The sequence below is a fragment of the Massilia agrisoli genome (assembly GCF_020831365.1).
Classification (GTDB): Bacteria; Pseudomonadota; Gammaproteobacteria; order Burkholderiales; family Burkholderiaceae_D; genus Telluria_A; species Telluria_A agrisoli.
In genome coordinates this window covers 280372-297728 of the sequence record NZ_JAJHPV010000013.1, presented here as the reverse complement: position 1 = coordinate 297728, position 17357 = coordinate 280372, and the positions used below count along the sequence as shown (strand labels likewise).

Here is a 17357-nt window from a genome sequence, read left to right as displayed (position 1 = left end):
TAAAGTCGGGTTAAACCCTGCCGATAATAATTTACATTATTGTTTTCCGCAGGAGGCGCAGTGGCCATCTCATCACCCGGCATCGGTTCTAATCTCGACGTCAACAGCATCGTCAGCCAGCTCATGGCAGTCGAAGCGCAGCCGTTGAATACGCTTGCCAAGAAGGAAGCCGCCTACCTCGCGAAAGTTTCCGCTTTCGGCACGCTCAAGGGCGCCCTCAGTACCTTCCAGAGCGCGCTCGATGCGCTCAAGCTGCCTGCCAAGTTCCAGGGCGTGAATGCGACCGCGTCCGACGCCACCATCCTGAGCGGCTCGGCTACCAACAAGGCCGTTGCCGGTTCGTACACGGTCGACGTCACCAAGCTGGCGCAGGCGCAAACCATTGCGACGGCGGGCCAGGCCACCAGCACCGCCCCAATCGGCGACGGCGCCAAGACCACCCTGACCTTCCAGTTCGGCACGATCACCGGCGGCAAGCTGCAAAACGGCGTCTATGTCAATGATCCCGCCGCGGTGCCGCCCGACCCGGCGTTTGCCCAGGACGCGACCCAGACTGGCGGCAGTGTCGTCATCGACAGCAGCAACAACTCGCTGCAAGGCATCCGCGATGCGGTCAACAAGGCAAACCTTGGCGTGACTGCCACCATCGTTTCCGACGGCAGCGGCAACCCCCACCACCTGGTGATGACCTCGAACGCGACCGGCGCAACCTCGAGCATGAAGATTTCGGTCGAGCGCGACGCCGCCGCGCCGGTGGGCGATACCGCGCTGGCCGACCTGCTGGCCTACGATCCGGCCGGCGCCCAGAAAATGACCCAAAGCACCGCCGCCCAGGATACGGCGCTGACCGTCAACGGCATCGCCGTTACCGCGCGCAACAAGTCGGTGAGCGAGGCGATCCAGGGCGTGACCCTGACGATCAACAAGATCGGCACCACCACCGTCAACGTGTCGCGCGACACCGCCGCAATCCAGAACGGCGTGTCCTCGCTGGTCAAGGCTTACAACGACCTCGACAAGACGATCAAGACCTTGACCGCGTACGACCCGGCCACCAGGAGCGGCGGCGCCCTGCTGGGCGACGCGTCGGTACGCAACATCCAGGCGCAGGTGCGCTCGATGCTGGGCGAGACCCTCAGCGGCGCCGGCGGCGCGCTCAACAACCTGACCCAGATCGGGGTGACCTTCCAGCGCGACGGCTCGATGGCGCTCGACTCGGCCAAGCTGACCAAGGCGATCGACACCAGCTTCAACGACCTGGCCGGGCTGTTCGCCTCGATCGGCACCTCGACCGACAGCCTGGTCAAGTTCATCGGTTCCAGTTCGCTCACCAAGCCAGGCTCAGGCGCGCTGCACGTCAGCGCCCTGGCTACCCGCGGCCAGGTCAGCGGCAGCGACCCGGCCGGGCTGACCATCACCGCCGGCGCCAACGACCTGCTGAACATGAGCGTCGACGGCATCAGCACCAGCCTGACCCTGGCGCCCAACACCTACACCGCCACGTCGCTTGCCGCCTACCTGCAGACGACGATCAACGGCGCTTCCGAATTCAAGGCGGCGGGGGTGACGGTGGCGGTCAGCGCCGATGTCGACGGCAAGCTGACGATCATGTCGAACCGCTACGGCTCGGCGTCGAAAGTGGACGTCAGCGGCAGCGCCGCGGCCGGCCTGCTGGGTACCCAGACCGACACCGATGGCGTCGATGTGGCCGGCACCATCGACGGCGTCCCTGCCACCGGTTCCGGCCAGCTGCTCACGGCCGGCGTCGGCTCCACCCTGTCGGGCCTGAAGATCGAAATTACTGGCGGACCGGTGCCAGCGGACCGGGGCACCGTCAGCTTCTCGCAGGGCTATGCCGACATCCTGACCAAGCTGGTCGAGAACTTCACCGGGGCGTCGGGCCTGATCAACGGCCAGACCAACAGCCTGCAGAACAGCATCAAGGACATCGGCAAGTCGCGCGATGCGATGAACCTGAAACTGACGGGGATCGAAAAACGCCTGCGTGCGCAATTTAATGCGCTGGACGCAACAATCGCCCGCATGACAACGACAAGCAATTATTTAACGCAACAATTGGCTCAACTGAGTTCGTTGTCATCCAGCTAAGCAGCGGATAACACAGCATTTGGAAGGAATACTATGTTCGGATCAATGAAAAGCGGCGCGAATGCCTACGCCAAGGTCGGTGTTGAAACCGGCGTGATGGCGGCCAGCCCTCACAAACTGATCGTCATGCTGTACGACGGCGCCCTGACGGCCGTGCGCAACGGGCTGACTCATATGAAGGCGGGCAACATCCCGGAAAAAGGCGCGGCGATTTCGAAAGCGATCCAGATCATCGAAAACGGCCTGCGCGCCAGCCTGGACCGCGAAGTCGGCGGCCAGATCGCCGAAGGGCTCGATTCGCTGTACGAATACATGGGCCGCCGCCTGCTGACGGCCAACCTGAACAACCAGCCGGAAGTGCTGGAAGAAGTGCTGCGCCTGCTGACCGAACTGCGCGACGCGTGGAACGCCATTGGCGCCACGCCGCCCCCGGCTGCCGAGCAGTCCAACGCCCCTGTCCTTGCGAGTGCCTGACATGATGACCAGCCAAGAAGTGTTATCGATGTATGAATCGATGGTCGGCCTGACCGAACAGATGGTGCTTGCCGCCAGCAGCAGCGACTGGGACCGCCTGGTCGAACTGGAAACCCGCTGCGCCGGCTGCGTCGAAGCGCTGCGCCAGAACGAAGCGGCGATCGCGCTGAACGCCGACAGCCGCCTGCGCAAAGTCGAATACATCAAGCGCCTGCTCGCCGACGACCGCAAGATCCGCGACCTGACCATGCCATGGATGGCCCAGCTGTCCGCCCTGATCAGCAACACCGGAACCCAGCGCCGCCTGTCCAGCACCTACGGCGCGGTGTAAGGACCGCGAGGTCCGCCGATGGAGCGCATGAGCGTCAAGGGGGTCGACCGGATCGCCCCGGCCATCCCGGCGCTGCCGGTGGGCGATGCGCGCCAGGAAGCATTTGAACGGGCGCTCCAGACCCAGGTGGGCCGGTCGATGCCGGTCGCCGTGCTGGCCCGGCTGGCCGACGGCAGTTTCCTGGTCCGCGTGGCCGAGCAGAACGCCCGCATGGCGCTGCCCCCCGGCACCCAGCCCGGCACCGAACTGCCGATGACCCTGGTCAGCACCCATCCCCGTCCCGCCTTCCAGCAAGCCGGCGCCGGGCAACTGATCCACCCCACCCTCGTCCACCAGGAACTGCCCGACCTGCGCGCGCCCGGCGCTGCCGCGCTCGCCGCATTCAAGGCCCAGCTCGCCCCAGGCGCCGAACAGCAAGGGGCGGACGCGCGCAACGCCCACGTGTCGCTCAGCGACGCCGGGCGCACCATCGCGCGTATCCTGGCAGCCGGGCAAGGCCCCGCTGGGGAAGCGGCCGCGATCAGGTCGGCGACGCCGCTTGGTCTCGCGGGGACGCCGGAACCGGCGCGGCTGGCCCAGGCGCTGCAAGGCGCGCTGGCCCAGAGCGGGCTGTTCTACGAATCGCACGTGGCCGAATGGGCCGAGGGCAAGCGCCCGCTGCCGGAGCTGCTGCGCGAACCGCAGATGCAGCGTTCGCTCGCCGACGGCGTGGCGAAGGGCATGGCGGCCGAGACCGATCCGGCCGCGGCCCAGCTCATCAGCCAGCAACTGGCCGCGCATGAAAATGGCCGCATCACCTGGCAAGGCCAGGTCTGGCCGGGCCAGGACATGCAATGGGAAATCCACAAGGATGCGCCGGAAGGCGGCGGGCGCGCGCCGGATGACCTTGAGCCGGGCTGGCGCAGCGGCTTGCGCCTGCGCTTTGCCGGGCTGGGCGACATTGCCGCCACTGTCGTGATCGCAGGCGACCAGCTGCACATCCAGCTGAAGGCGGACTCGGACGAAACGCGGTCGCTGCTGCGGGCCCGCTCGGGCGAACTGGCGGCCGCGCTGGGCGCCGCCGGCAGCCCGCTGGCCTCGCTCGACATCCAGCATGCGCGGGACCACGGCAATGGCTGACCTTCCCGCCACGCAGAAGCAGCAGAGCGCGGTTGCGCTGGCCTACCAGGGCGGCGACGCCGCGCCCAAGGTCGTGGCCAAAGGCAAAGGCTTGCTCGCTGGCGAAATCATCAAACGGGCGGGAGAAGCCGGCGTCTTCGTGCACGAATCGAAAGAACTGGTCGCCCTGCTCATGCAAATCGACCTCGACCGGCAGATTCCGCCGCAGCTGTACCGCGCGATTGCGGAACTGCTGGCATGGCTATATCATATTGAATCTGGGAAAATTTCCGGGGACGCCCGACCAGCGCCACCCGATACTGCCCGGCTCATCGACACACCATAAGAACAGTGGCAGACAAAAATGCAAGAATCCAACGGTCTTGAGCTCGACAACTGGCATGACTACCGCGTGCATTCGCGCAAGGAAATCCTTACGCTGCTACGCAATATCGGCGAAAAGAACCAGCTGGTCACCATGCAGATCCGCGGCCAGGCCGACACCTGCGTCACCTCGGTGCTGGCAGTCGACGCCGACAGCGGCACGGTCTACCTCGACTGCTCGATCAACAACGAGCAAAACCGCCGCATTGCCGCGGCCGAGCGCATCGCGTTTGAAACCTCGCTCGACAAGATCCGCATCCTGTTCGTTGCCGAGCAAGGCGTGCAAACGGCCAGCCACGGCGGCAACCCTGCTTTCAAGATGGCCCTGCCGGACTCGATGATCCGGCTGCAGCGGCGCGAGTACTACCGCATGCCGACCCCGGTCAGCAATCCGGTACGCGCGGTCGTCCCGATGCCGTTCGAGCTCGGCGGCGGCAGCAACATCTTCCCGCTGGCGGACATCAGCTGCGGCGGCATCGCCATCCTCGACAACAAGCTCCTGCTCGGCAACACGATCGGCAACACCTACGAAGGCTGCAAGATCGAGCTGCCCGAGATTGGCACGGTGACGACGACGCTGCGGATCCGCAACTCGCTCGACCTGACGCTGCTCAACAGCAAAAGCAACCGCCGGCTTGGCTGCGAGTTCATCGACATCTCGCGCGGCAACCTCGCCAACATCCAGCGCTACATCACCAAGCTCGAGCGCGAACGCAACGCCCGCCTCGCCGGCCTCGGCTAAAAATCCCCCACACAATATCCCAAACCGGGGTCAGACCCCGATTTTGGAAACAAGTGCAAAAAACAGCTTGGAGTCCGTCCCCGCGACAGACCCCGGGTGTTCAGCCGAATATCCCAAACCGGGGTCAGACCCCGATTTTGGAAACAAGTGCAAAAAAACAGCTCGAATTGCCGAATTCGGGGTCAGACCACAGGTTTTTTGGAATATTCCAAAAAACCTGTGGTCTGACCCCGAATTTGCACAAAGCCGGTGGTCTGACCCCGAATTTGGTAACGTTGCAGACCTTATACTTGCATGTTCATGATCTCGTGGTAAGCCGAGACCAGCTTGTTGCGCACCTGGACCGTGGCTTGGAAGTTGATGCTCGATTTTTGCATCGCAATCATCACGTCCGACAGGCTGACGCTGTCGTCACCCATCGAGAACGCCTTGCCCATCTCGCTGGCCCTGGTCTGCGTCGCGCTGACCTGGTCGAGCGAACTCTTGAGCGCGTCGGCGAAGTTGACCTTGGCCGCAGGGGCTTCGCCGCCAGCCCCTACCGGCGCAACGGGCGCACCGGCAGGCTTGGTGGCCGCCGCTTTCAGCTGGGCCATCATCGCCTGGATCCGGTCGGCCCCTATCGATGCTACGTCCATGTTGTTTTCTCCGATTTCATGCATTGGCGGGCTGCAACGATGCGCCCGCGCGCGGGTACAATGTGCGTACACGCTTCTCTCAGGCTGCCAGAATAGCAGTGCCAGAGAGGCATTTCAGGCCGAGGAAAGGCCTAATCCACCCCCTGTTCCCCCGTTTGATTGTTGCCGTACACCAGCATAATCCTGCTTAAGCCCCATTCCTCGCAGGTCTGGGTACCCTTATTACCTCGGATACCAACATGGCAGCAGCAACAGCGGATGAACTTGTAGATAGCCCGGAATCGAAGCCGACCTTCCTACAGACACAAATGGGCAAGAATTTCTTGCTCGGCGCTGCCATTGCGTCTGTGCTGGCGATCATGGCCGCAATCTGGTTGTGGAGCCAGCAGCCCGATTACAAGGTGCTGTTCTCTAACTTCTCCGACCGCGACGGCGGCGCCATCACCGCGTCGCTCGACCAGATGGCGATCCCTTACAAGTTTTCCGAAGGCGGCAGCGCGATCCTGGTGCCGTCCGAGCATGTGCATGATGCGCGCCTGAAGCTGGCGTCGCAGGGCCTGCCGAAAGGCGGCAACGTCGGCTTCGAGCTGATGGAGAACCAGAAGCTGGGCGTGTCGCAGTTCCATGAACAGGTTAACTACCAGCGCTCGCTCGAAGGCGAACTGGCGCGCTCGATCGAGTCGCTGGCCGCAGTCAGCTCGGCGCGCGTGCACCTGGCCCTGCCGAAGCCGTCGGTCTTCGTGCGCGAGCAGCAGAAGCCTACCGCCTCGGTGCTGCTGAACCTCCAGCAGGGCCGCGTCCTCGACATCGCCCAGGTGTCGGCCATCGTCCACCTGGTCGCCTCAAGCGTGCCTGAACTGCCGGTGTCGAACGTGACCGTGGTCGACCAGGCCGGCAACCTGCTGTCCGAGAATGGCAAGCCGGCCGGCGGCGCCAAGCAGCTCGACCCGAACCAGCTGAAGTACGTCACCGAGATCCAGCAGCGCATCATCAAGCAGGTCGAGTCGCTGATCACCCCACTGGTCGGCCAGGGCAATGTGCGCGCCGAGGCGACCGCCGATATCGACTTCGCCCAGGTCGATACCGCCGCCGAAAGCTACAAGCCGAATTCGCCGCCGGAAGCGTCGGCGATCCGCAGCCAGCAGGTGTCGGAAGCGAATGGTCCCGGCGGCGGCAACGCTTCCGGCGTGCCGGGCGCGCTGTCGAACCAGCCTCCTGGCGCCGCAACCGCCCCCCTCGATGGCGCGGCCGGCGCACCTGGCGCACCGCCTAATGCCGGCCCGACCCGCAAGGATTCGACCACCAATTACGAAGTCGACAAGACCGTGCGCTACGAGCAGCGGCCGATGGGCGGCATCAAGCGCCTGACCGTCGGCGTGCTGGTAAACTACCGCCGCATCGTCGATGCGAAGACCGGCAAGGTCACCGTCAAGGCCCTCACCGCGGCCGAAGTCGCGCAGATCAATGACCTGGTCAAGGAAGCGATGGGCTACTCGCAGGCGCGCGGCGATACGCTCAACGTCACCAATGCGCCGTTCGACGGCGTCGACAAGCCGGCCACGCCGGAAGCGCAGCTGGACTGGTGGAAGGACCCGGCCAACCTGCCGCTGGCGAAAGAGCTGGGCCGCTACCTGCTGCTGGCGCTGGTGCTGGGCTTCCTGTACTTCCGCCTGCTGCGCCCCTTGTTGCGCCCGGTGCTGCGCAGGTTCGACGAGATTACCGAGGTTCCGCCGCTGCCGGCGGAATCGGAAATGACCAAGGAAGAAGCGGTGCAGGCAGAAGTCCAGCGCATCCAGCTGGAAGAGGCAGAGACGAATATCGCGCGCGGCTACCGCGAAAACCTGGCCATGGCGAAGACGCTGGCCAAGGACGATCCGCGCGTCGTGGCGAACGTAGTGAAAGCATGGGTAGGCGCAAATGAATGATAACGGCATCCACAAAGCAGCGATCCTGATGCTCGCCATCGGCGAGGAGGAAGCTGCCGAGGTGATGAAATTCCTCGGCCCGCGCGAGGTGCTCAAGCTGGGCGCCGCGATGGCGACCATGAAGAGCGTGCAGCATGAGCAGGTGGTGTCGGTGCTGGACTCGTTCCGCGAGCAGACCGAACTCAATTCGACCGTGGGCCTCGATTCGGACGAATACATCCGCCAGGTGCTGACCAAGGCGCTGGGCGACGACAAGGCGACCGTGCTGTTGTCGCGCATTTTGGGCGGCAAGGACGCGTCGGGCATCGAGAGCCTGAAGTGGATGGATGCGTCGTCAGTGTCTGAACTGATCCGCAACGAGCACCCACAGATCATCGCGACCATCCTGGTCCACCTCGAGCGCGACCAGGCCTGCGAGATCCTCGGTAACTTCACCGACCGCCTGCGCAATGACGTGGTGCTGCGCATCGCCACGCTGGACGGCGTGCAGCCGGCCGCGCTGCGCGAGCTGAATGACGTGCTGACCAAGCTCCTGTCGGGTAACGAGAACATCAAGAAGTCGTCGCTGGGCGGCGTGCGCGCCGCGGCCGAGATCCTCAACTTCATGAGCGGCGACCAGGAAAGCTCGGTCATGGACAACATCAAGAACTACGACAACGACATGGCCCAGAAGATCATGGACGAGATGTTCGTGTTCGATAACATCATCGACATCGACGACCGCGGCATCCAGCTGCTGCTGCGCGAGGTTCAGTCCGAGATGCTGATCATCGCGCTCAAGGGCGCGTCGCAGGACCTGCGCGAGAAGATCTTCCGCAATATGTCGCAGCGCGCCAGCGAGATGATGCGCGAAGACCTCGAGTCCAAAGGGCCGGTGCGCCTGTCGGAGGTTGAGTCGCAGCAGAAGCAGATCCTGCAGATCGTGCGCCGCCTTGCCGACGAAGGCCAGATCGTCCTGGGCGGCAAGGGCGAGGATTCGTTCATCTGATGGCTACCATTCCAAAAGAGATGCAGACCGCTTACCAGCGCTGGGAGATGAATTCCTTCGACCCGCGCCCTGCCGCCACGCCGGCCGCCGCGCAACCGGAAACGGTCAGCATCGACCCCGCCTACGCGCTGCCGACTGTCGAGGAACTGGCCGAGATCCGCGAACAGGCGCGCGCGGAAGGCTACGACGAAGGCCACGCCGCCGGCTATGCCGACGCGCTGGCGATCGGCCGCGCCGAAGCGGCCACCGAACTTGAGCATGTGAAGGCGCTGGCCCTCACCTTCGGCACGGCGCTGTCGCAGGCCGACGAAAACATCGCCGCCGACGTGCTGGAGCTGGCGCTGCACCTTGCGAAAGGCATGCTGCGCACCGCGCTCGAGGTCAAGCCCGAACTGGTGATCCCGGTGGTGCGCGAAGCGATCGAATACCTGCCGGTGCTGCAACAGCCGGCCATCCTGATGCTGAACCCCGACGACATCGGCCTGGTGCGCGACGCCATCGGCGAAGAGCTCGACAAAGGCGGCTGGCGCGTGGTGGAAGACGCCCAGATCGCGCGCGGCGGCTGCAAGATCGACACCGCCAGCAACCAGATCGACGCGCAGGCCGCGTCGCGCTGGCAGCGGCTGTCTCAGTCGCTCGGCAAGAACGTGGAGTGGCTGGCCTGATGACATCGCAGCCCGACCGCCACACCGCGCGCTGGCGCGCTTACCTGCGCGACTGCGACGCGCTGGTGGGCTTTGTCGAACCGATGCAGGTATGCGGCCGGGTCACGCGCGTGGCCGGCCTGGTGATGGAGTGCGTCGGCCTGCGCCTGGCGGTCGGCAGCGCTTGCACGATTCCCCTTCCGAGCGGCGCCCGCGTCGAAGCCGAAGTGGTCGGCTTCGAGGGCGACCGCCTGTTCCTGATGCCGCAGAGCGATGTCGAAGGCATCGTGCCGGGTACCCGCGTGTTCCCGGTTGAAGCCTCGGTGCCGCGCCCGGGCAGCGTTCCGCATCCGCGCCGCCGCCCGAGCGACCGCGCGCGCCACCTGCCGGTCGGCGAAAAGCTGCTTGGCCGCGTGGTCGATGGCGCCGGGCGCCCGCTCGACGGGCTTGGCCCGCTGGGCACCGACGAAGTCGCGCCGATCAACGCGCGCCCGGTCAACCCGCTCGACCGCGCACCAATCACCGAAACGCTGGACGTGGGCGTCCGTGCGATCAACTCGATGCTGACCGTAGGCCGCGGCCAGCGCCTTGGCCTGTTCGCCGGTACCGGCGTCGGCAAGTCGGTGCTGCTCGGGATGATCGCCCGCTACACCACCGCCGACGTGATCGTGGTGGGCCTGATCGGCGAGCGCGGCCGCGAAGTGAAGGAATTCATCGAACAGATCCTCGGGCCGGAAGGCCGCGCGCGCTCCGCGGTGGTCGCGGCGCCGGCCGACAGCCCGCCGCTCATGCGCCTCCAGGGCGCGGCGTATGCGACGGCGATTGCCGAGCATTTCCGCGACCAGGGCAAGAATGTCATGCTGATCATGGATTCGCTGACCCGCTATGCGATGGCGCAGCGCGAGATCGCGCTGGCCATTGGCGAGCCGCCGGCAACCAAGGGGTATCCGCCGTCGGTGTTCGCCAAGCTGCCGGTGCTGGTTGAACGCGCCGGCAATGGCCTTGAAGGCGGCGGCTCGATTACCGCCTTCTACACCGTGCTGTCCGAGGGCGACGACCAGCAGGACCCGATCGCCGATGCGGCGCGCGGCATCCTCGACGGCCACATCGTGCTGAACCGCCACCTGGCCGAGGCCGGGCACTATCCGGCGATCGACATCGAGCAGTCGATCAGCCGCGCGATGCACACCATTACCAGCCACGAGCACCAGATGAAGGCGCGCCGCCTCAAGCAGCTGTATTCGCGCTACGAGCGTTCGCGCGACCTGATCAGCGTGGGCGCCTATGCTTCGGGCAGCGACCCGGTGCTGGACCAGGCCATTACCCTGCACGACAAGATCGAGTCCTTCCTGTGCCAGGAAATCCACGAAAACACCGGCATGCAGCAGAGTTTGGGCCAACTTACCTCTCTGTTCGAATGATTGGGGTGCGCGGGCCGCACCTATAATCTGATCCATCATGCCCAAATCCTCAGCCCTGGACACCCTGATCGAGATCGCACAGCGCGAGACCGACGACGCCGCCAAGCGCCTTGGCGCGGCGTTGAAGGCGGTCGAAGAAGCCGAAGCCAAGCTGCAGATGCTGCTGGGGTACCGCGACGACTACGCGAACCGCTTCGAGCAGGCCCAGATGGCAGGCATCACCCCGATGGCGCACCGGAACTTTGTGGCCTTCGTGGACAAGCTGGACAACGCCATCAACGGCCAGCGCGAAGTCATCAAGCATGCCGAGTACAAGAGCGGCATCGAGAAGACGGCGTGGCAGGCAAGTGAACGCAAGCGCCTGTCGTACCGCACGCTGAACGAGCGCGCGGCGGCCGAAGCGCTGCGCATCGAGAACAAGCGCGACCAGAAAGCGATGGACGAACACGCGGCACGGCAGGCGCATTTCAAGCGCTGACCCATAACGAACGGACTGACAGTATCATGCAAACCCAGAACCTCTTGCCCCAGCTCTCAAGCGCCAGCCCGGCGCCAGCGCGCCAGAATGCCCAGGCCCAGGCCGACAATGGCGGCGCCCAGTTCAGCCAGGCCCTGTCGCGCGAGATCACGCAGCGCCAGAACGCTGCCCCTGCGCCGCAAGCCAGGCCCGCCGCCCAGCCGAAGCCGGCCGAAAAAGCCGCCGCGGCCAAGCAGGAGCCTGGCCGTCCGGCGCAAGCCGAGACCGCGCGCCAGGCCGCTGCGAAACCGGACAGCAAGGACAAGGCATCGACCGCTTCATCGACCGCTGCCAGGGACGGCGCCGAGAAGGCGGAAGATGCGGCCGCACGCGCATCCGAACTGCCAGTGACGGACATGCTGGCGCTGGTGGCGAGCTTCAACCAGCTGCAGGCGGCGCCAAAAGACCTGGCGCCGGCTCCTGTGGCTACCGGCGGCGCGGAAGCGGCCGGCGTCGAGGCCAGCGCCGCGCTGCCGATCGACCTGGCCGCCCAGTTTGCACAAGGCGCCGCACCGGCGCTGGGCGAACAGCCCGTCGCCGACGGCGCGGCCACTAGCGCAGTGCGCCCGTCAGCGGACGTGGCGCCAGACGTCCCCGCCGCCGCCACCCAGCCGGACGCGGAAGTCGATACGTCCGCATTCGCCAAGCTGCTGACGCAGGAACGCGCCGAGCCGGCGGTACTCAAGGATGCCCAGGCCGCCACGGCGCCATTGACCGGCCCGGTACAGCAAGCCTCGCTGAACATTGCGCAGGCCGCGGCGGGCGTGGCCACCGACCGCATCGCAGCGCGGGTGGGCACGCCGGCATGGGATAACCAGGTGGGCCAGAAGATCGTGTTCATGCTGGCCGGGCAGGAGCAGAGCGCTACCCTGACCCTGAACCCGCCCGACATGGGCCCGCTGCAAGTGGTGCTGAGCGTGACTAACGACCAGGCCACCGTGGCGTTCTCGGCCAACCAGCTGGAAGTTCGCCAGGCGCTCGAAAACGCCATGCCGAAGCTGCGTGAAATGATGAGCGAGAGCGGTATCGCGCTGGGCAACGCGACGGTCGACGCCGGCACGCCGGACCAGCGCCAGGCCCAGGGCGAGCAGGCGGGCCGCAGCGGCCCGGGTGCGCGTCTGGGCACGGCAGGCGGCGCGGTGGATGTTGCCGAGCACCAGCCGGGACGCCCGATGAACAGCCGCGGCTTGCCGGGGATGGTTGACACATTTGCATGACCTGGACACGGCAGGCCTGCTGGCCTGCCCTCCCCCGCAGCAGGCAAGCCTTGAGGTGGCCATTCTTAGTGCCTCTTTTCAATGAATTCGCCTGCGCGTTTATTCCCGATAATGACATAATGACGGCGTGAATCACAAAAGCCGGTTGAGTTCCCTTGAAAGCAAAAGACAAAATGAAAGCTGATCCGAAAGCAGATGCGGCAGCGGTTCCAAAATCTTCTCCGAAGAAGCTGATTATCATCATTGCCGTCGCTGCCCTGGCCCTGGTGGCCGGCGGCGGCGCTGCCTGGTATTTCTTGCAGGGCGACGCTGGCGCCAAGCAGGAGAAGGAAGTCAAGCTTGCTGAACCCCCGGTGTATGTTCCGCTCGAAAAATTCGTCGTGAACCTGCAGCCTGAAGACGGCGAGCAATATCTTCAGATTCAGTTTACCCTGCAAGTACCGACGCTCGAACAGGTTGAAGTGATCAAGGCCAACATGCCGAAGATCCAGAGCCGCGTGCTGCTGCTGCTGTCGGCCAAGCGCGCGTCGGAACTGTCCACGCCGGAAGGCAAGCGCCAGCTGTCGAGCGAAATCATCGCCTCGGTCAACGAGCCATTCGTCGACAAGGGCCAGCCGCAACTGGTGTCCGACGTGTTGTACACCAGCTTTATTATTCAGTAACAGTCAGCAGACCATGGCCGATAATTTCCTCTCACAGGAAGAAGTCGATGCCCTTCTGAAGGGCGTCAACGGCGATCAGGACGACGCCGATGCGCCTGAGGAAACCTCAGGAGTACGTACCTATAACCTTGCGACCCAGGAACGCATCGTTCGCGGCCGCATGCCTACGCTCGAGATTATCAACGAGCGTTTCGCGCGCTTGCTGCGCGTGGGCCTGTTCAACTTCATCCGCCGCAGCGCCGAGGTATCGGTCGGCTCGGTGCGCGTGTCGAAGTACAGCGAATTCATCCGCAACCTGGTGGTGCCGACCAACCTGAACCTGGTGCACATGAAGCCGCTGCGCGGCACCGGCCTGATCGTGTTCGATCCGGGCCTGGTGTTCCTGCTGGTGGACAACCTGTTCGGCGGTGACGGGCGCTTCCACACCCGCGTCGAGGGCCGCGACTTTACCCAGACCGAGCAGCGCATCATCCTGCGCATCCTCGACATCGTGTTCGAGGCCTATACCAAGTCGTGGGAACCGGTCTACCCGGTCGAGTTTGAATATATTCGTTCAGAAATGAACACCCAGTTTGCCAACATCGCCACACCGAACGAGGTGGTGGTGTCGTCGACGTTTACGGTCGAGCTTGGCTCGGTCAGCGGCCAGATCCACATCTGCATGCCCTACTCGATGATCGAACCGATCCGCGACACCCTGACCTCCAGCCTGCAAGGCGAGGCGCTGGAAATCGACAAGCGCTGGATCCGCCTGATGACCCAGCAGATCCAGATCGCCGAAGTGGAACTGGTCGCCACCCTCGGGCACGGCCGCGCCTCGTTCGACGAGATACTGAACATGAAGGTCGGCGACATTATCCCGCTCAACGTTGCCGAACAGATCGAGGCGACGGTGGACGGCGTGCCGGTGATGGAATGCACGTATGGCGTGCTTAACGGCCAGTACGCGCTCAAGGTCGAGAAGCTGCTGGCCAATTCAGAGAACTTGAAGTAAAGCGAGCCCGGCGCGCACTGCGCCGGCATGGAAACACAGGAGAGCAACATGTCCGATAATCAAGACGACCAGAGCATGGACGACGACTGGGGTGCCGCCATTGCCGAGCAGGCAAAAGCGGAAGCCGAAGCGCTCGAAAAGCAGCAAGCGGCCACGGCCGCCGTGTTCAAGGACTTCTCGAACAAGGGCGCCAAGAACGACACGCCGAACGATATCGACTTCATCCTCGACATCCCGGTACAGCTGACCGTTGAACTCGGCCGCACCAAGATCGCCATCAAGAACCTGCTGCAACTGGCGCAAGGTTCCGTGGTCGAGCTCGATGGCCTGGCGGGCGAACCGATGGACGTGCTGGTCAACGGCTGCCTGATCGCCCAGGGCGAAGTGGTGGTGGTGAACGATAAATTCGGTATTCGCCTGACGGACATCATCACGCCGTCCGAACGGATTCGAAAACTCAACAAATGACGGCGCGCCTGCTTCCCGCAGCCGCGCTGCTGTGCTGCTTTGCCGCGCCGGTGCTCGCCGCTGCGGCCACCGCTCCCGCCGCTAGCCCTGCCGTTACTGCCGCCACTACTCCCGTTGCTCCCGCTGTTAATCCAGCAGTCGCGCCTGCGGTGACGCCGCCTGCCGCCAACGCTCCTGCCGTAACCACGCCTGCCGATGCGACTGCTCCGGCTGCGGATGCCGCGCCCACCGCGCCCGCCCCCGCCGAGACGCAGTTCGTCACGCCGCGCCCGGCGCAGCCGACAGCGCCGGCCGCCGCGGCCGTGGCCCAGCCAACCGGCTCGGCCGCTGGCAGCCTGATGCAAACCACGTTTGCCCTGCTGCTGGTGCTCGGCCTGCTGGCCGCGCTCGCCTGGTTCCTGAAACGCTACGGCCCGAAAGCGGCTGGCGGCAGCGCCAACCTGCGCATGGTCGGCGCGCTCAACCTTGGCGGCCGGGAACGCATCATGGTGGTCGAAGTCGGCGACCAATGGATCGTGGTCGGCGCCTCGCCGGGCCGGGTTAACGCGCTGGCGACGATGCCCAAGCAACACAGCGTCGACACGCCCCCGTCGATGCAGCCCGGCCTGCCGATGGCGGGCGGCTTTTCCGACTGGCTCAAACAGACGATAGACAAACGCAATGCAAAGTAAGCAGCACCTGTTCCCCAGCGCATCGACCGCGCTCAAGTGCCTGCTGGTGGTGGGCGTGATCGCCCTGCCGCTGGCTGCCCTCGCCCAGGGCATCCCGGCCTTCACCAGCAAACCTGCGCCGGGCGGCGGCACCGCGTATTCGCTGCCGGTGCAAACGCTGCTGCTGATGACGGCGCTGTCCTTCCTGCCGGCAGTGCTGCTGATGATGACCAGCTTTACCCGCATCATCATCGTGCTGTCGCTGCTGCGCCAGGCGCTGGGCACCCAAAGCGCCCCGCCCAACCAGGTGATGGTCGGGCTGGCGCTGTTCCTGACCCTGTTCGTGATGGGCCCGGTGTTCGACAAAATCTATGTCGACGCCTACCAGCCGCTGCAGAACAACCAGATCCAGATGGGCGAAGCGATGGACCGCGCCGTCGCGCCGCTCAAGACCTTCATGATCAAGCAGACGCGCCAGGCCGACCTCGCCATGTTCGTCAAAATCTCGCGCAGCCCGGCGCTGCAGGGGCCGGAAGACATTCCGCTGCGCGTGCTGATTCCGGCCTTCGTCACCAGTGAGCTCAAGACCGCGTTCCAGATTGGCTTCGCGATCTTCATCCCGTTCCTGATCATCGACATGGTGGTTGCCAGCGTGCTGATGTCGATGGGTATGATGATGATGTCGCCCGCGGTCATCGCGCTGCCGTTCAAGCTGATGCTGTTCGTACTGGTGGACGGATGGCAACTGCTGCTCGGTTCGCTGTCGCAAAGTTTCTACTAGGAGCTACGCTGATGACCCCAGAAAGCGTCATGACGATGGGCCGCACGGCGATGGAAGTCACCCTGATGGTGGCGGCGCCGATGCTGCTCGTCGCGCTGATCATTGGCCTGATCGTCAGCATTTTCCAGGCCGCCACCCAGATCAACGAAGCGACGCTCTCGTTCATCCCCAAGCTGGTCGGGATTTTTGTCGCGCTGGTCCTAGCCGGCCCGTGGATGCTGGCCGTCATGCTCGACTACATGCGCGGCGTGTTCACCGGGATACCGGGACTGATCGGCTGATGCAAGCGGGCCGTTTCGCGGGAAAAGCGCGATGATCACGCTCACATCCGGCGAAATGAACACCTGGATCGCGGCCCTGCTATGGCCGTTGACGCGCATCCTCGCGCTGATCGCCTCCGCCCCCCTGTTCGGCAACACCAGCGTCCCTGGCCGCGTCAAGGTCGCGCTCGGCGTGATGCTGGCGCTCATCATGGCCCCGGCGATCCCCGCCGCCCCCGCGGTGGACCCGATCTCGTGGGCCGGTCTGTTGATCCTGATCCAGGAAATGCTGATCGGCCTCGCGATGGGATTTGCGATGCGCATTGTCTTTGCCGCAATTGAAATGGCCGGTGAAGTTGCCAGCCTGACGATGGGCCTGGGATTCGCGAGTTTCTTCGACCCCCTGACGCAAGGGCGCTCCTCTGCGGTCAGCCAGTTCCTCGCGCTGGTCGCGACGATGGCCTTCCTCGCGGTCAACGCCCACCTGGTCCTGCTCGAAGCGCTCGCCGAAAGTTTCTTCACGCTACCGATCTCCGCCTCGCCGATCTCGGTAGGCGCCCCCTACGAGATGGTGCGCTGGGGCGCGCGGATATTCAGTGCCGGGTTACAGCTATCGCTACCGATCGTCGCCGCCCTGCTCATCACCAACATCGCCCTTGGCATCCTTACGCGCGCCGCCCCGCAGCTCAACATTTTCGGCATCGGCTTCCCGATCTCGCTTGGCGTGGGGCTGCTGGTCATCAGTATCGTGCTGCCCTACCTCGGCGGGCCGATCCAGAACCTGTTCAACCAGGGCATCGAAGCCAGCCGGCTGATTCCGCGGACGGCGGCCGAAAGAGTGGCGCCGGTGGCGCCCGTGCTGAGGCCATAACAGCGTCCCAAAAAATCGCGCGCACAACTTCGGGGTCAGACCACCGACTTTTTGGAACATTTCCCAAATCGGGGTCAGACCACCGGTTTTTTGGAACATTTCCCAAATCGGGGTCAGACCACCGGTTTTTTGGAATATTCCCCAATCGGAGTCAGACGACCATCAAAGACAAGATGCCTCTCGCTG

Annotated in this window: 20 protein-coding genes; 19 read left to right on the top strand and 1 reads right to left on the bottom strand. The window is 64.6% G+C overall.

All coding sequences use genetic code 11. The features are described from left to right. The first annotated feature begins 60 nt into the window (after positions 1-60). Genes fliD through LMJ30_RS10240 form a run of 6 tightly spaced genes read left to right on the top strand, consistent with a single transcriptional unit; the run spans position 61 to position 5138 of the window. Positions 61-2109 carry a flagellar filament capping protein FliD gene (gene fliD, locus LMJ30_RS10265; protein WP_229432252.1) on the top strand — a complete coding sequence of 683 codons (2049 nt, stop codon included), beginning with the start codon at positions 61-63 and terminating at the stop codon, positions 2107-2109. A 33-nt stretch (positions 2110-2142) separates the two neighbouring features. Continuing rightward, on the top strand, positions 2143-2583 hold the full coding sequence (gene fliS, locus LMJ30_RS10260; RefSeq protein ID WP_229432251.1) for a flagellar export chaperone FliS: 441 nt from the start codon (positions 2143-2145) through the stop codon (positions 2581-2583). A 1-nt stretch (position 2584) separates the two neighbouring features. Further along, positions 2585-2914 carry a flagellar protein FliT gene (locus LMJ30_RS10255; RefSeq protein ID WP_229432250.1) on the top strand — a complete coding sequence of 110 codons (330 nt, stop codon included), beginning with the start codon at positions 2585-2587 and terminating at the stop codon, positions 2912-2914. Between the two features lie 27 nt (positions 2915-2941). Further along, positions 2942-4033, top strand: a complete 1092-nt coding sequence (locus tag LMJ30_RS10250; RefSeq protein ID WP_229432249.1) for a flagellar hook-length control protein FliK — start codon at positions 2942-2944, stop codon at positions 4031-4033. Then, positions 4026-4358 carry an EscU/YscU/HrcU family type III secretion system export apparatus switch protein gene (locus LMJ30_RS10245; protein ID WP_229432248.1) on the top strand — a complete coding sequence of 111 codons (333 nt, stop codon included), beginning with the start codon at positions 4026-4028 and terminating at the stop codon, positions 4356-4358. The genes LMJ30_RS10250 and LMJ30_RS10245 overlap by 8 nt, the downstream gene beginning before the upstream one ends. Positions 4359-4376: 18 nt before the next feature. Continuing rightward, complete coding sequence (locus LMJ30_RS10240; RefSeq protein ID WP_229432247.1) at positions 4377-5138, top strand: flagellar brake protein; 762 nt, start codon at positions 4377-4379, stop codon at positions 5136-5138. Positions 5139-5422: 284 nt separating this feature from the next. On the opposite strand, the gene fliE is transcribed toward LMJ30_RS10240, so the two are convergent. Further along, positions 5423-5773: a flagellar hook-basal body complex protein FliE gene (gene fliE / locus LMJ30_RS10235; RefSeq protein WP_229432246.1), complete on the bottom strand. Its 351-nt coding sequence runs from the start codon at positions 5771-5773 to the stop codon at positions 5423-5425. Positions 5774-6012: 239 nt separating this feature from the next. Between fliE and fliF the strand changes: the two genes are divergently transcribed. The 13 genes from fliF (at position 6013) to fliR (ending at position 17171) form a co-directional block, all read left to right on the top strand. Then, positions 6013-7698 carry a flagellar basal-body MS-ring/collar protein FliF gene (gene fliF / locus LMJ30_RS10230; protein ID WP_229432245.1) on the top strand — a complete coding sequence of 562 codons (1686 nt, stop codon included), beginning with the start codon at positions 6013-6015 and terminating at the stop codon, positions 7696-7698. After that, positions 7691-8686 carry a flagellar motor switch protein FliG gene (gene fliG / locus LMJ30_RS10225; RefSeq protein ID WP_229432244.1) on the top strand — a complete coding sequence of 332 codons (996 nt, stop codon included), beginning with the start codon at positions 7691-7693 and terminating at the stop codon, positions 8684-8686. Before fliF ends, fliG begins: the two co-directional genes overlap by 8 nt. Then, complete coding sequence (locus LMJ30_RS10220; RefSeq protein ID WP_229432243.1) at positions 8686-9351, top strand: flagellar assembly protein FliH; 666 nt, start codon at positions 8686-8688, stop codon at positions 9349-9351. The genes fliG and LMJ30_RS10220 overlap by 1 nt, the downstream gene beginning before the upstream one ends. After that, positions 9351-10751: a flagellar protein export ATPase FliI gene (fliI, locus tag LMJ30_RS10215; RefSeq protein ID WP_307729293.1), complete on the top strand. Its 1401-nt coding sequence runs from the start codon at positions 9351-9353 to the stop codon at positions 10749-10751. Before LMJ30_RS10220 ends, fliI begins: the two co-directional genes overlap by 1 nt. Before the next feature lie 37 nt (positions 10752-10788). Continuing rightward, positions 10789-11229 (top strand): flagellar export protein FliJ, encoded by a 441-nt coding sequence (gene fliJ / locus LMJ30_RS10210; protein WP_229432242.1) that lies wholly within the window; start codon positions 10789-10791, stop codon positions 11227-11229. Positions 11230-11255: 26 nt separating this feature from the next. Then, positions 11256-12485: a flagellar hook-length control protein FliK gene (locus LMJ30_RS10205; protein ID WP_229432241.1), complete on the top strand. Its 1230-nt coding sequence runs from the start codon at positions 11256-11258 to the stop codon at positions 12483-12485. Positions 12486-12658: 173 nt separating this feature from the next. Next, positions 12659-13147 (top strand): flagellar basal body-associated protein FliL, encoded by a 489-nt coding sequence (gene fliL / locus LMJ30_RS10200; RefSeq protein WP_229432240.1) that lies wholly within the window; start codon positions 12659-12661, stop codon positions 13145-13147. Between the two features lie 13 nt (positions 13148-13160). Then, positions 13161-14141: a flagellar motor switch protein FliM gene (gene fliM, locus LMJ30_RS10195; RefSeq protein WP_229432239.1), complete on the top strand. Its 981-nt coding sequence runs from the start codon at positions 13161-13163 to the stop codon at positions 14139-14141. A 48-nt stretch (positions 14142-14189) separates the two neighbouring features. Beyond that, complete coding sequence (gene fliN, locus LMJ30_RS10190; protein WP_131429483.1) at positions 14190-14609, top strand: flagellar motor switch protein FliN; 420 nt, start codon at positions 14190-14192, stop codon at positions 14607-14609. Then, positions 14606-15280 carry a flagellar biosynthetic protein FliO gene (gene fliO, locus LMJ30_RS10185; RefSeq protein WP_229432238.1) on the top strand — a complete coding sequence of 225 codons (675 nt, stop codon included), beginning with the start codon at positions 14606-14608 and terminating at the stop codon, positions 15278-15280. Before fliN ends, fliO begins: the two co-directional genes overlap by 4 nt. Beyond that, positions 15270-16040, top strand: a complete 771-nt coding sequence (gene fliP, locus LMJ30_RS10180) for a flagellar type III secretion system pore protein FliP (RefSeq protein WP_229432237.1) — start codon at positions 15270-15272, stop codon at positions 16038-16040. The genes fliO and fliP overlap by 11 nt, the downstream gene beginning before the upstream one ends. Before the next feature lie 11 nt (positions 16041-16051). After that, positions 16052-16321 carry a flagellar biosynthesis protein FliQ gene (fliQ, locus tag LMJ30_RS10175; RefSeq protein WP_229432236.1) on the top strand — a complete coding sequence of 90 codons (270 nt, stop codon included), beginning with the start codon at positions 16052-16054 and terminating at the stop codon, positions 16319-16321. Between the two features lie 31 nt (positions 16322-16352). Beyond that, positions 16353-17171 carry a flagellar biosynthetic protein FliR gene (fliR, locus tag LMJ30_RS10170; protein ID WP_229432235.1) on the top strand — a complete coding sequence of 273 codons (819 nt, stop codon included), beginning with the start codon at positions 16353-16355 and terminating at the stop codon, positions 17169-17171. The last annotated feature ends 186 nt before the right edge of the window (positions 17172-17357 follow it).

Bases quoted from the DNA above. Each gene is read 5' to 3' on its own strand.
- fliR (WP_229432235.1), top strand. From the start codon at position 16,353: ATGATCACGCTCACATCCGGCGAAATGAACACCTGGATCGCGGCCCTG.
- LMJ30_RS10205 (WP_229432241.1), top strand. From the start codon at position 11,256: ATGCAAACCCAGAACCTCTTGCCCCAGCTCTCAAGCGCCAGCCCGGCG.
- fliI (WP_307729293.1), top strand. From the start codon at position 9,351: ATGACATCGCAGCCCGACCGCCACACCGCGCGCTGGCGCGCTTACCTG.
- fliL (WP_229432240.1), top strand. From the start codon at position 12,659: ATGAAAGCTGATCCGAAAGCAGATGCGGCAGCGGTTCCAAAATCTTCT.
- LMJ30_RS10250 (WP_229432249.1), top strand. From the start codon at position 2,942: ATGAGCGTCAAGGGGGTCGACCGGATCGCCCCGGCCATCCCGGCGCTG.
- fliP (WP_229432237.1), top strand. From the start codon at position 15,270: ATGCAAAGTAAGCAGCACCTGTTCCCCAGCGCATCGACCGCGCTCAAG.
- fliQ (WP_229432236.1), top strand. From the start codon at position 16,052: ATGACCCCAGAAAGCGTCATGACGATGGGCCGCACGGCGATGGAAGTC.
- LMJ30_RS10220 (WP_229432243.1), top strand. From the start codon at position 8,686: ATGGCTACCATTCCAAAAGAGATGCAGACCGCTTACCAGCGCTGGGAG.
- fliM (WP_229432239.1), top strand. From the start codon at position 13,161: ATGGCCGATAATTTCCTCTCACAGGAAGAAGTCGATGCCCTTCTGAAG.
- fliJ (WP_229432242.1), top strand. From the start codon at position 10,789: ATGCCCAAATCCTCAGCCCTGGACACCCTGATCGAGATCGCACAGCGC.
- fliN (WP_131429483.1), top strand. From the start codon at position 14,190: ATGTCCGATAATCAAGACGACCAGAGCATGGACGACGACTGGGGTGCC.
- fliO (WP_229432238.1), top strand. From the start codon at position 14,606: ATGACGGCGCGCCTGCTTCCCGCAGCCGCGCTGCTGTGCTGCTTTGCC.
- LMJ30_RS10245 (WP_229432248.1), top strand. From the start codon at position 4,026: ATGGCTGACCTTCCCGCCACGCAGAAGCAGCAGAGCGCGGTTGCGCTG.
- fliF (WP_229432245.1), top strand. From the start codon at position 6,013: ATGGCAGCAGCAACAGCGGATGAACTTGTAGATAGCCCGGAATCGAAG.
- fliS (WP_229432251.1), top strand. From the start codon at position 2,143: ATGTTCGGATCAATGAAAAGCGGCGCGAATGCCTACGCCAAGGTCGGT.
- LMJ30_RS10255 (WP_229432250.1), top strand. From the start codon at position 2,585: ATGATGACCAGCCAAGAAGTGTTATCGATGTATGAATCGATGGTCGGC.
- LMJ30_RS10240 (WP_229432247.1), top strand. From the start codon at position 4,377: ATGCAAGAATCCAACGGTCTTGAGCTCGACAACTGGCATGACTACCGC.
- fliE (WP_229432246.1), bottom strand. From the start codon at position 5,773: ATGGACGTAGCATCGATAGGGGCCGACCGGATCCAGGCGATGATGGCC.
- fliG (WP_229432244.1), top strand. From the start codon at position 7,691: ATGAATGATAACGGCATCCACAAAGCAGCGATCCTGATGCTCGCCATC.